Below are 12755 nucleotides of genomic sequence, written 5' to 3' on the forward strand. Positions count from 1 at the left end.
GAACGAGAATGGCCAACCTGGAGATCAAGGACCTGCACGGCTCGGTGCTCACCGATGAGGGCGCCAAGCCGATCCTCAACGGCGTGAACCTGGCGATCGGTTCCGGCGAGACCCACGCGATCATGGGTCCGAACGGTTCCGGCAAGTCGACCCTGGCTTACGCCATCGCCGGGCACCCGAAGTACCAGATCGACTCCGGCTCGGTGCTGCTGGACGGCGAGGACGTGCTGGAGATGAGCGTCGACGAGCGGGCGCGCGCCGGGCTGTTCCTGGCGATGCAGTACCCGGTCGAGGTTCCCGGCGTGTCGATGTCGAACTTCCTGCGCACCGCCGCCACCTCGGTGCGGGGCGAGGCCCCGCAGGTGCGGCACTGGGTCAAGGAGGTCAAGCAGGCGATGACCGACCTGGACATCGACCAGTCCTTCGCCGAGCGCAGCGTCAACGAGGGCTTCTCCGGCGGGGAGAAGAAGCGGCACGAGATCCTGCAGCTGGACCTGCTGGACCCGAAGTTCGCGATCCTCGACGAGACCGACTCCGGTCTGGACGTCGACGCGCTGCGCGTCGTGTCCGAGGGCGTCAACAAGTACACCGCCAAGGGCGACAAGGGCGTTCTGCTGATCACGCACTACACCCGGATCCTCAAGCACATCTCGCCGGACTACGTGCACGTGTTCGCCGACGGCAAGGTCGTCGAGTCGGGCGGTGCCGAGCTGGCCGACGAGCTGGAGGACAAGGGCTACGTGCGGTTCACCGGCAAGAAGGAGGCGGCCGCGCAGTCATGACCGTTCAGCCTCCTCGTACCGCGGGTGCGAGCCAGACGGCCGGGGGAGCGGCCACGCCGCTGGACGTGGCCGCCATCCGGGCCGATTTCCCGATCCTCGGTCGCACGATCCGGGAAGGGCGTCCGCTGGTCTACTTGGACTCCGGTGCGACTTCGCAGCGTCCGCGCCAGGTGCTCGACGCGGAGCGCTCCTTCGTGGAGAACTCCAACGCCGCCGTGCACCGCGGGGCCCACCAGCTGGCCGAGGAGGCGACGGACGCCTACGAGGGCGCGCGGGAGCGGATCGCCCGGTTCGTCGGGGTGGCCTCCGACGAGGTGGTGTTCACCAAGAACGCCACCGAGGGCGTGAACCTGGTCGCGTACGCGATGAGCAACGCCGCCACCTCCGGGGAGCAGGCCGAGCGGTTCCGCGTCGGCCCGGGTGACGAGATCGTGGTCACCGAGATGGAGCACCACGCGAACCTCGTTCCGTGGCAGCAGCTCTGCGAGCGCACGGGTGCGACGCTGCGCTGGTTCGGCGTCACCGACGAGGGCCGCCTGGATCTGTCCGATGTGGACGATCTGATCACCGAGCGGACCAAGGTGGTGGCGCTGACCCACCAGTCGAACGTGCTCGGCACGGTCAACGAGGTGCAGCCGCTGGTGGAGCGGGCGCACCGGGCCGGTGCGCTGGTCGTGCTGGACGCCTGCCAGTCGGTCCCGCACGCGCCGGTCGACTTCGCGGCGCTGGGCGTGGATTTCGCGGTGTTCTCCGGGCACAAGATGCTCGGCCCGTCCGGGGTCGGCGTGCTCTACGGGCGCCGGGAGCTGCTCGCGGCGATGCCGCCGTTCATCACCGGCGGCTCGATGATCGAGATGGTGCACATCGACCGCTCCACGTTCGCCGAACCGCCGCAGCGGTTCGAGGCGGGTGTGCCGATGACCGCTCAGGCGGTCGGTCTCGGTGCTGCCGTGGACTACCTGTCGGTGGTCGGCGTGGAGCGGATCGCCGAGCACGAGCACCGGTTGACCGAGCTGGCGCTGCACGAGCTCGGCCAGGTCGAGGGCGTGCGGATCGTCGGGCCGGCCGGGACCGAGAACCGCGGCGGTGCGGTCTCGTTCGTCATCGACGGCGTGCACCCGCACGATGCGGGCCAGGTGATGGACGACCAGGGCGTGGAGGTCCGCGTCGGGCACCACTGCGCCTGGCCGCTGCACCGGAGGATGGGCGTCCCGGCGACGATCCGGGCATCGTTCTACCTGTACAACGAACTGGACGAGGTCAAGGCGTTGGTGGACGCGGTGCGCAGGGCGCAGCGCTTCTTCGGAGTGGCTTGATCGGGGACGGCCGGAGAATTTCCGCATGCAGCTGGAGCAGATGTACCAGGAGATCATCCTGGACCACTACCGCAATCCGCACTTGCACGGATTGCGGGAACCCTACGATGCCGAGTCTTTCCAGGTGAATCCGGTGTGCGGGGACGAGATCACCCTGCGCGTGCGGTTGACCGGCAGCGGGTTGGACGCCACCGTCGAGGACGTCTCCTACGAGGGACAGGGCTGCTCGATCAGCCAGGCGTCCGTGTCGGTGCTGACCGACCTGGTCGTGGGCAAGTCGCTCGCCGAGGCGTTGCGCGTCGAGTCGGCGTTCGATGAACTGATGCACGGCCGGGGCAAGGTCGACCCGGACGAGGACGTGCTGGAGGACGGCATCGCGTTCGCCGGTGTGGCCAAGTACCCGGCGCGCGTGAAGTGCGCGCTGCTCGGGTGGATGGCCTTCAAGGACGGGGTGTCCCGTGTCGTCGACGAAGTGGGAGCGTCATGAGCGACGAAACTACGGTGCAGGACAAGGCGGACACCGACGGCGTGCAGCGCGGTGCCGAGGGCATGCCGGAACCCCCGGCGGACACCTCCGGCCTCGCCGCGCTCGACGACGTCGAGGAAGCCATGCGCGACGTGGTCGACCCGGAGCTGGGCATCAACGTCGTCGATCTCGGGCTGGTCTACGACATCCGGGTGGAGCAGGACAACACGGCGACGGTCGACATGACGCTGACCTCGCCGGCCTGCCCGCTCACCGATGTCATCGAGGACCAGACCCGCTCGGTGTTGACCAGTGGGCCCAGCGGCGGTCTCGTCAACGACTTCCGCATCAACTGGGTCTGGATGCCCCCGTGGGGTCCGGAGAAGATCACCGAGGAGGGGCGCGAGCAGCTGCGCGCGCTCGGCTTCACGATCTGAGGCGCTTCCGCGCCGGCGCAGGGGCGGTCTTCCCGACGGGGAGGGCCGCCTTTCGCATCTTCCGGGCCGCGATCACGCCTCGTCGCGATTCTGGAACGTACCCGACGGCGGGCACCAAGCAGGAGCAGACCGACCAGGGCGAACACGACGACGGCCGCGGTACGACCGTCACCGTCGGACTGTTGATCCCTGGGCTGTGGTGCTTCTCCGCGGTCGAGCACGTCCCTCGCGTGCGAACGCGGCACGATCACAATCCAGCTGGTTCGCGGCACGTCGAGCGGCGCGGAGCAGGCCGCGGATCAGTTCGCTTCGAGGGTGGTGCGCATGTCGTCGAGGACCCGGTCGGCTGCGATGGGGCCGAGGCCGAGGTACCACAGGTCGTCCGGGACCTCGTGGGCGTTGCCGCTGCGCACCGCGTCCAGGGTCTGCCACTGCTGCGACCCGGTGATCCGGTCCTGCTGTTGGGCGCCGGTTTCGCCGTAGGCGCCGTGGAACAGCAGGTCCCCGTCGGCCTCGCCGATGTTCTCCCGGCTGACCTCTGCGAACGTCTCCTCGCCGTGCTGGTTGGCCGGCCGGGCGAACCCGGCGTCGTCGAGGATGGTGCCGAGGAACGAGCCGCGGTCGTAGAGGCGCAGCCGGTCGGCGTCGGCGGTGAACCGCACCGCGCTGACCCGGGTCTGCGCGGGATCGCCGACGAGTTCGCCGAGTGCGCGCGCCTTGCGCTGGTAGCGGTCCAGGATCTCGTGGGCCTGCTGCTCGCGGCCGAGCGCTTCCGCGTTGAGCCGCAGGTTCTCTTTCCACGTCTTGCCGACCGTTTCCGAGAACACCGTGGGGGCGAGTTCGCTGAGCATGTCGTACCGCTCGCCGTCGCGGACTTTGCTGGACAGGATGAGATCCGGTTCCAGGGTGGCGATCTTCTCCAGGTTCGGACTGCCGATCGTGCCCACGATCGGGACGTCGCGCACTCGTTCACCGAGGTAGTCCGGCAGCGACGGCGCCGCGTCCGGCAGGACCATGCCGACCGGTTCCATCCCGAGCGCCAGCACGGCGTCCAGCTCACCGGTGTCCAGCACCACGACGCGCTTCGGTTCGGCCGGGACGCGCGCTTCGCCCATCGCGTGGGTGACGGTGCGGTCGTCGGGGCGTGGCTCGATGGCGGGCTCGGACCCCGCGCAGGCGGTGGTCAGGCCGAGCAGCAGCACGGCGATGACGGTGCCGAGAGCTCGGCTGGGGTTGCGCATGGTGGTTCCCGGGTAGCTCGGTGGCGGGACAGGCAAGCCTAACCTTCTGGTTGGCGGCGAGGAATACCCGGGCGCGGATCTCCCGCGAGAAATGCTTTTCCAGGACTGAGTCCACAGTGGACCGTTAGTTTTGCGAGGTAAACCTGCCCGGTCGGCGATGAGGGTGTGACCGGCCACACGGGCCCGCGGGAATCCGGTGCGCAATGCGGATCTTGTCGGTGCCCAGGGTCCGGGTTGCGCAGTTCGGGTGTTGTTCGATCGCCGCGGCCCGGGTTAGCGTTCCGATACGAAGGTTAGGCATACCTAAAATCTGCTGGCTTTCCGTGCCGCCGCCGATCGGGTGGCGCGTCATTGGCCGCGCCGGGTCCGTACCCGGGCGGCGCTCTTCGAACCCCGGCCATCCAACCGGCGAGGTGATGTCAACGTGCCCACCGACGTGTCGCTAGCGGGAAGCACCCGAGGTCCGGAATCGCTGCGACCACTGCTGGAAACCGCCCTCGACGCGCTCGGCAAGGGTGCTGTCGAGCGCGACGGCCCGCTCCCTGCCGGCGGACCGCGGGCCGTCGAGGAGCTGATCGGCGCAACGGGGGAGCTGCTTCCGGAGGAAGGTGCGGGCGGCGGCGTAGCGCTGGGCGCGTTGGGTCACGCCCTCACCGCCGGAGCCGCCGATCCGGCCGACCCACGCTGCGCCGCGCACCTGCACGCGCCGCCGCTGGCCGCGGCGGTGGCCGCGGAAGTCGTTGCCGCCACGGTGAACTCCTCGCTCGATTCCTGGGACCAGGGGCCGTCCGGGACGGTGCTGGAGGATCGGGTGCTGCGCGAACTCGCCGAACTCGCCGGCTACCGGCCGGACGTGGCCGCGGGACAGGTCACCTCGGGCGGCACCGAATCGAACCTGACCGCGCTGCTGCTGGCCCGCGAGCAGGCCGGCAACCCCGGCCCGGGCGGCGCCACCCTCTTCTGCTCCACCGAGGCGCACTTCTCCGTGCAGCGCGCGGCCGGGATCCTCGGCCTCGGCGAGGACGCGGTGATCCCGGTACCCGTGGACGACCGGCACCGGATGGACGCCGCGGCGTTGCGCGACCGGGTCACCGCCTCGCTGGCCCGCGGCGAAACGCCGGTCGCGATCGTGGCCACCGCGGGCACCACCGACCTCGGTGCCATCGACCCGCTGGACGACGTCGCCGATGTGGCGGCCGAAACCGGCACCTGGCTGCACGTCGACGCCGCCTACGGCGGGGGAGCGCTGTTCAGCCGACGGCTCGCGCCGCTGCTGCGCGGCCTGCCCCGCGCGGACTCGGCAGGTCTGGACCTGCACAAGCTCGGTTGGCAACCGGTGGCCGCGGGAGTGCTGCTCACCCGCACCGCGGAGCTGTTCGAGCCCGTGGAGCGCCGGGTCGCCTACCTCAACACCGATGACGACGAACGCGCCGGATACCGCAGTCTGCTGGGACGTTCGCTGCGCACCACCCGCCGGCCGGACGTGTTCAAGATCGCCGTGACGCTCAAGGCGTACGGCCGCGCCGGGCTCGGCCGGATGGTCGACCGGTGCCACGACCTCGCCGGGCACGCCGCGCGGCAGGTGCGAGAGCGTCCGGAGCTGGAGCTGATGCAGCACCCGGTGCTGAGCACCGTGGTGTTCCGCTTCACGCCCGACCGCGGCGACGCCGACGAGGTGAACGCCGCGCTGCGCCGGGCGTTGCTGCACGACGGCAAGGCCGTGGTCGGCCGCACCGAATTCGGCGCCGTGTACCTCAAACTCACCCTGCTCAACCCGAACGCGGACGAGCGGGATATCGACCTGCTGCTCGACGACGTGGTGGCAGCCGGAAAGCGGGAGACACCCACGCGATGACGACCAAGCCGGAAACCGACCAGTCCGCGGTGGCCAGTCCGGTGGACACGGCCGAGAACGCCTCCACCGACGCGCTGCTGCGCTGCTGGGTGCGCGAGAACGCGCTGCCCGTCGGCGACGACCTGCTCGAACTCGACCTCGCCGCCTCGGGCGTGCAGGTCCGGGTGCCGGTGCTGTACCACTCGCCGACCGGGCAGCACCGCTTCGGCCCCGCGCAGCTGCACACCGGGACCCCGGTGGGGGCCGTCGGGATGGCCGCGCTGCTGGCGCTGGAGATCGGCGGGATGGACCAGGCGGCGGTGGCCGACCTGGTGGGACGGGTCGCCGACTCGCAGCAGCGCATCGCCGAGCACGTCCGGCTGCGCACCGAGCACGCCGCCGACCCGCCAGGAACGACACCGTTCTTGGCCGCCGAACAGGCGCTGCTGCTCGGACATCCGCTGCACCCCGCGCCGAAGAGCCGCACCGGACTCGGCCCGGAGGAGGCGCGGCGCTATTCGCCCGAGCTGCGCGGGAGTTTCGCGCTGCACTGGTTCGCGGTCGACACGTCGGTGCTGTCCGGGGAGGGCGGTGCCGCCGAGCGGTTGGCGCCGCATGCGCCGCCGGTCCCGGCGGGTACCGTCCCGATCCCCGCGCACCCCTGGCAGGCCCGGGAGGTCCGCTCTCGGCCGGGGATCCGCCGCCTGCTGGACGCGGGGCTGCTGCACGACCTGGGCGCATCGGGCGAACCGTGGTCGCCGACGGCGTCGATCCGCACCGTCTATCGCGCCGACGCGGACATCATGCTCAAGTTCTCCCTGGGACTGCCCATCACCAACTCGGTGCGGGAGAACCAGCGCAAGGAGCTGCGCCGCGGCGCCGAGATCGACCGGCTGCTGGATGCCGGTCTGGCGGACGAGATCGCCCGGCAGCACCCGGGATTCGGCATCGTCCGCGATCCGGCGTGGCTCGCGGTGGACGTCGATGACGCCGAGGACGGCGGGCTCGAACTGGTGGTGCGGGACAACCCGATCAGCGCCGCGGACCGCGCGGTGTGCGTGGCCGGGCTGCTGGCCGAGCGCCCCGACCGGGAGAACTCCCCGCTGGCCACCGCCCTCACCAGCCTGGCCGCGGACAGCGGAGCCGGGCTCGGCGAGATCACCGAGCAGTGGTGTGACCGCTACTTCGACGCGGTGATCGCCCCCGTGCTGTGGCTGTACCGGGAGTACGGGCTCGGTCTGGAGGCCCACCAGCAGAACACCCTCGTCGTGCTCGACGATCAGGGCTGGCCCAGCGGCGGCTGGTACCGGGACAACCAGGGCTACTACCTGTCTGCGCAGCGCACATCCGCGCTCCACCGGTTCCTGCCGGGCGTGGGCACCGAAGGTGACAACGTGGTCGACGAGGCCGTCATCGACGAGCGCCTCGGCTACTACATCGGCATCAACAACCTGCTCGGCCTCATCGGCGCGTTGGGCGCGCAGGGCTTCGCCGACGAGCGGCGGCTGCTGGCCCGGGTGGCCGGGCGGCTGCGCGAGTTCGCCGACCTGCCGCTGGCTCGCACGCTGGCCGGTGCGGTGACGCTGCGCTGCAAGGCGAACCTGCTGACCCGCGCCGACGGCCGCGACGAACTGGTCGGTCCGCTGGAGACCCAGTCGGTGTACTGCGACATCCCCAACCCGTTCGCCGAGGCGGTGCAGCCATGACGACCGTGCACGATCTGGTCGGCGTGGGCATCGGACCGTTCAACCTCTCGCTGGCCGCGCTCGGCGACCGGGTTCCGGGCTTCGACGCGGTCTTCCTGGACGAGAACTCGGAGTTCTCCTGGCATCCCGGACTGCTGATCGAGGGCACGACGCTGCAGGTGCCGTTCTTGGCCGATCTGGTCACCATGACCGATCCGACCAGCCCGTGGTCCTTCCTGGCCTACCTCAAGGCGCACGACCGGCTGTTCCCGTTCTACTTCGCCGAGGACTTCCACATCCCGCGCAGCGAGTACAGCCACTACTGCCGGTGGGTGGCCGAGAACCTGCCGTCCTGCCGGTTCGGCACCCGGGTCGCTGCGGTGGGGTGGAACGCCGCGCACGAGGCGTTCGAGGTGGAGTACGAGCACGTCCGCACGGCGCGGCGTGAGCGGTTGCTGGCCCGCGACGTCGTGCTGGGCGTGGGGACCGCCCCGGTCGTCCCGTCCGCCTTCGACGAGGTCGCGGGCAAGGAGGTCTTCCACGCGTCGTCCTACCTGGACAAGCGGGAATCGTTGCGCGAGGCCGAGGACATCACCGTCATCGGGTCCGGGCAGTCCGGCGCCGAGGTGTTCCTGGACCTGCTGCGCCGGCAGGAGGAAACCGGCTGGAACCTGCGCTGGTTGACCCGGTCGCCCGCGTTCGCGCCGATGGAGTACTCCAAGCTCGGGCTGGAGCACTTCACCCCGGACTACACCGAGTACTTCCACGGGCTCGATCAGTCCACGAAGGACTCGTTGGTCCCGCGCCAGTGGCAGCTGTACAAGGCCAGCAGTGCCGATGTGCTGGCCGAGATCCACGACTGCCTCTACCGCCGCAACATCGGCGGCGCGCGCACCGGCGCCGAGCTGATGCCCAACGTCGCGGTGACCGGAGCCCGGCGCGATCGCGACGGGATCTCGCTGTCCTGCCACCAGGTCGAGCAGGACCGCGGATTCCCGGTCACCACCGACCGAGTTGTGCTGGCCACCGGGTACGCCGCCGAGCAGCCGGACTGCCTCGACCCGTTGGACGGACTCATCGACCGCGACGAGCACGGCCGCTACCAGGTCTCCGCTGACTACCGGGTCGCCCTGGACAGCAGCGTCGGCGGACGGCTGTACGTGCAGAACGCGGAGATGCACACGCACGGCGTCGGCGCGCCCGACCTCGGGCTCGGCGCCCACCGCGCCGCGCGCATCCTCAACTCGCTCACCGGCAGCGAGATCTACCAGTTGCCCCGAACCACGTCGTTCACCACGTTCGGCGCCGATCCCCAGCGAGGTGGCCCATGAACCTGTCCGCACCGCCGGAACTCGACCCCGGCACCTGGCAGCGCGCCGGACGTGCGCTGCTGGCGAAGTCGCTCGGCGAACTGGCCTACGAGCAGCTGCTGGACCCCGTGCTGCTCGGCGACGGCCGCTACCGGGTCGACGCCGCCGACGGAATCTCGTACACGTTCTCGGCCACCCGCGGGGCTTTCCTGGACTGGCGGGTCGACCAGGACAGCGTCCTGCGCACCGACGCAACCGGTGAGCACCCCGCGCACGACCCGTTGCGGTTCTTCCTGGACGCCTACCGCCGACTGGGCATCTCGGGCGAGACGGCGGGCCACCTCGTCCGGGAGCTGACCGCCACGCTCAACGCGGACGTGCGGCTGCTGGCCGAATCCCGCACCAGCGCGGAACTCGCCGAGCTGTCCTACATCGAGCTGGAGGGCCACCAGACCGGCCACCCGTGGCTGATCCCGAACAAGGGCCGGATCGGCTTCTCGGCCGCCGACGCCGCCGAACACGCCCCGGAGGGCCGCAACGAGCACCGGCTGCCGTGGATGGCGGTGCACCGCTCGCTGGCCGACTACCGCTCGGTGAAGGGGTCCGCCCAGGACACCCTGCTCAAGGTGGAACTGGACCCGCAGCACCACGAGCGGTTCGAGAAGGTGCTCACTGACCGCGGTCTGGACCCGGCTGAGTACCTGTGGATGCCCGTGCACCCGTGGCAGTGGGACCAGACGGTGCTCCCGCTGTTCGCACCGGACGTCGCCGCGGGCCGCATCGTCGCGCTCGGCGAAGGCCCGGACCGGTACCTGGCGCAGCAGTCCATCCGTACCTTCGGCAACATCGACAACCCCGAGCGGCACTTCGTGAAGCTGCCGCTGTCCATCCTCAACACCCTGGTGTGGCGCGGATTGCCGACCGAGCGCACCGCGGCCGCCCCGGCGGTGACCGGATGGATCCTCGGCATCGCCGAATCGGACCCGTTCCTGCGCGCGAGCCGCGCGGTGCTGCTCGGCGAGGTGGCTTCGGTGACCGTGCGCCACCACGTCCTCGAAGAGGTGGAGAACGTCCCCTACCAGTACCGCGAGCTGCTCGGCGCGATCTGGCGGGAGCCGCTCAACGGCAAGCTCGCCGCCGGTGAGCGGGCGCGCACGCTGGCCTCGCTGCTGCACGTCGACCACGAGGGGGAGGCGTTCGTCGCCGAACTCGTGCGCCGGTCCGGGCTGGACGCGGAAACCTGGCTGCAGCGCCTGTTCCACTCCCTGCTGCCGCCGCTGCTGCACTTCCTGTACCGGTACGGCGTGGTGTTCTCCCCGCACGGCGAGAACACCATCGTCGTCTTCGACTCCGACGAGGCGCCGTGCCGGCTGGCGGTCAAGGACTTCGTCGACGACGTGAACATCAGCTCCGCCGAACTGCCGGAACTGGCCGACCTGCCCGCCGACGTGGACGCGGCGCTGCTGCGCGAACCACCGGAGTTCCTGCGCCAGTTCATCCAGAGCGGGCTGTTCGTGGGGCATTTCCGCTACCTGGCCCCGCTGGTCGAGCAGCACCTCGGCGTTCCGGAGAGCACGTTCTGGACGTTCGTGCGCAACGAGGTGCAGGCCTACCAGCAGCGGTTCCCGGAACTGGCCGAGCGGTACCGGATGTTCGACCTGATGACGCCGGAGATCGACCGGTTGTGCCTGAACCGCAACCGCCTGCTGCTGGATACCTACCGGGACCGCGCGGAACGCCCGCACGCCGCGGTGCACGGCACGATCCCCAACCCGCTGCACGGCTGAATCCGCCGGCCGGGGGCTGCTGCGTGATCAGCCCCCGGCCTGGCCGGCTCCGCGCAGCACGTCGACCTGGTCGGTTCCCGGCCGCGACGTCACCCAGCTGGATCCGGCCAGCGACTTCGCGCGCTTCTTCAGCGGGGCGAGCTTGCGCGAGACCTCGTCGTAGCCGCTGACCGACCCGCGCCCGCACACCAGCGTGGCCAGCGAGAGGCTGACCTGCACACCGCCCGCGGTGCGCTGCGGATCCAGCACCGCCTCGGCCAGCGGTTGCAGCTCGGCCGGATCGGCGACCAGCAGGAAGTCATCGCCGCCGACGTGGCCCACCTGCACCGAGCTCAGCGAGGTGGCCACATCGGTGAGCCCGCGGCCGATGGAGCGGATCAGGTCGTCGCCCGCGGAGAAGCCCACCACGTCGTTAACGGTCTTGAACCCGTCGATGTCCAGCCAGCTCACCGTGAACACCTCCTCGGCGGCGATGCGCCTGCCCACGTCGCGGGCGATGGCGTCGCTGCCCGGAAGCCGGGTGAGCGGGTTCAGCGCCGCGGCCTCCTCCACCTTGCGCTCGGTCAGGCCGCGGATGAGATCGCTGGCGCGCACCGCGCCCAGGCAGCGTCCCGCCTCGTCGACCACGATCGCGTCGTCGTACATCCGGTCCGGTGCGGCGCCGGTGACCAGGGTCAGCGCCTCCATGGCCGTGGTGGCGGTGGTGACGACGCGCGGCTCGTCGGCCAGCCGCGACGCGGGGCGCTTGGCGTGCAGCGCGTGCCCGTACGGGCCGGTCACCGCCAGCAGGAAGCGGTTGCGGTCGATGGTCCAGCGCGGCCTGCTGCCCTCGTCGACGAGCACCACGCCGCTGACCTCCGGGTGTTCGGCCAGCACGGCGCGCACGTCGTCGGCGAGCACGTCCTCCGGCAGCGTCGTGGCCGCGGACAGGAATTCGGTCACCCGCGGCCCGGTGGCCAGCGCCCCGGGAGCCGGGATGTGCGGGTCCGTGCCCTCGGCGGTGGCGATCGGCACGCTGACCGATGCGGGTGGCCGGGTCGTCGCCGGAGCCAGCAGGTTGCCCTGCACCAGCTGCACACCGTTGCGCCGCAGGGCGGTCAGCTGGCGCTCGCCGTCCACGCCTTCGGCGACCAGGGTGCTGTCGGTGGCTTCGCACAGGTGCCGCACCGCCTCCACCACCGCCAGCCGCGAACCGTCGTCCGGCAACGCGCGCACCACGCTGCGGTCCAGCTTGACCGTCGTCGAGCCGAGCCCGGCCACCAGGGTCAGTGGCACATCGCCCTCGCCGACCCCGTCCAGCGCGATGCCGAACCCGTGCCCGCGCAGCTTGTCGATCCCGGCCAGCAGGTCGGCCTGCTCCAACCGCGCGAACGGCGGGCCGATCTCCAGGGTGATCTCGTGGGCGCGTCGTCCGGTCGCGTGCAGCCGGTCGCGCAGCTCCTCCAGCCGGTCCAGGTCGTGGGCGACGGTGCCGCCGAACACGTTCAGGTGCAGCGGCAGCCGGACCTGCTGCTCGGCGGCCGCGGTCAGCGCGGCGCCGGCCAGCTCGACGTCCAGCTCGGCCAGCCTGCGCTCCCGCGCCGCGTCGCGGAACAGCTCGCGCACGTGCGCACCCGCGGGCCGGGCCAGCGCCTCGATCGCGACGATGCCGCCCGTGTTGATGTTGACCAGCGGTTGGAAGTCGAAGCGGACCTGGTCCAGCAGCGCAGGCACGGAGTCGATGCCGTCCGGTCTCATGCCGCCCCGGTCTCGTTCACCACGTCTCCACCGACATCCTCAGTTCCTCCCCGATCCGGAGGACGCGAATCTGCCTCGACCCAACCTAGCGCGCCTGACCAGGGGAGAACACCGGTTCAGCGGTGCAGCTGTGTGCAGCGACACAACGGCGCGCGCTCGG

At 70.8% G+C, this 12755-nt stretch carries 10 protein-coding genes; 8 read left to right on the forward strand and 2 right to left on the reverse strand.

Going from position 1 to position 12755, the window contains the following annotated elements:
• The first annotated feature begins 8 nt into the window (after nt 1-8).
• Genes sufC through IQ251_RS03415 form a run of 4 tightly spaced genes read left to right on the forward strand, consistent with a single transcriptional unit; the run spans nt 9 to nt 3001 of the window.
• Entirely contained in the window at nt 9-782 is a 774-nt protein-coding gene (gene sufC, locus IQ251_RS03400; protein ID WP_193926922.1) for a Fe-S cluster assembly ATPase SufC, read from the forward strand.
• Nucleotides 779-2098, forward strand: coding sequence for a cysteine desulfurase (locus IQ251_RS03405; RefSeq protein WP_193926923.1), 1320 nt, complete (start codon nt 779-781; stop codon nt 2096-2098). The genes sufC and IQ251_RS03405 overlap by 4 nt, the downstream gene beginning before the upstream one ends.
• Before the next feature lie 25 nt (nt 2099-2123).
• On the forward strand, nt 2124-2585 hold the full coding sequence (gene sufU / locus IQ251_RS03410; RefSeq protein WP_193926924.1) for a Fe-S cluster assembly sulfur transfer protein SufU: 462 nt from the start codon (nt 2124-2126) through the stop codon (nt 2583-2585).
• Nucleotides 2582-3001 carry a metal-sulfur cluster assembly factor gene (locus IQ251_RS03415; protein WP_193926925.1) on the forward strand — a complete coding sequence of 140 codons (420 nt, stop codon included), beginning with the start codon at nt 2582-2584 and terminating at the stop codon, nt 2999-3001. The genes sufU and IQ251_RS03415 overlap by 4 nt, the downstream gene beginning before the upstream one ends.
• Before the next feature lie 299 nt (nt 3002-3300).
• Here the strand turns inward: IQ251_RS03415 and IQ251_RS03420 are convergent, their stop codons facing one another.
• Complete coding sequence (locus IQ251_RS03420; protein WP_193926926.1) at nt 3301-4242, reverse strand: ABC transporter substrate-binding protein; 942 nt, start codon at nt 4240-4242, stop codon at nt 3301-3303.
• 424 nt (nt 4243-4666) lie between these two features.
• Here IQ251_RS03420 and IQ251_RS03425 point away from each other — a divergent pair, with 424 nt between their 5' ends.
• From IQ251_RS03425 to IQ251_RS03440, 4 genes are read left to right on the forward strand one after another with little or no spacing between them, the layout of a single operon-like run.
• Nucleotides 4667-6097 (forward strand): pyridoxal phosphate-dependent decarboxylase family protein, encoded by a 1431-nt coding sequence (locus IQ251_RS03425; RefSeq protein WP_193926927.1) that lies wholly within the window; start codon nt 4667-4669, stop codon nt 6095-6097.
• The gene (locus tag IQ251_RS03430) at nt 6094-7782 is read left to right on the forward strand and encodes an IucA/IucC family protein (RefSeq protein ID WP_193926928.1); all 1689 of its coding nucleotides are present in this window, start codon (nt 6094-6096) and stop codon (nt 7780-7782) included. Before IQ251_RS03425 ends, IQ251_RS03430 begins: the two co-directional genes overlap by 4 nt.
• Nucleotides 7779-9092, forward strand: a complete 1314-nt coding sequence (locus IQ251_RS03435) for a lysine N(6)-hydroxylase/L-ornithine N(5)-oxygenase family protein (RefSeq protein ID WP_193926929.1) — start codon at nt 7779-7781, stop codon at nt 9090-9092. The genes IQ251_RS03430 and IQ251_RS03435 overlap by 4 nt, the downstream gene beginning before the upstream one ends.
• Nucleotides 9089-10858: an IucA/IucC family protein gene (locus IQ251_RS03440; RefSeq protein ID WP_193926930.1), complete on the forward strand. Its 1770-nt coding sequence runs from the start codon at nt 9089-9091 to the stop codon at nt 10856-10858. Before IQ251_RS03435 ends, IQ251_RS03440 begins: the two co-directional genes overlap by 4 nt.
• Nucleotides 10859-10885: 27 nt before the next feature.
• Here IQ251_RS03440 and IQ251_RS03445 read toward each other — a convergent pair whose 3' ends face one another.
• Nucleotides 10886-12595 (reverse strand): GGDEF domain-containing protein, encoded by a 1710-nt coding sequence (locus tag IQ251_RS03445; protein WP_193926931.1) that lies wholly within the window; start codon nt 12593-12595, stop codon nt 10886-10888.
• Nucleotides 12596-12755: the final 160 nt, after the last annotated feature.

Origin of the sequence: Saccharopolyspora montiporae (assembly GCF_015209505.1) — a bacterium.
GTDB classification, from domain to species: domain Bacteria; phylum Actinomycetota; class Actinomycetes; order Mycobacteriales; family Pseudonocardiaceae; genus Saccharopolyspora; species Saccharopolyspora montiporae.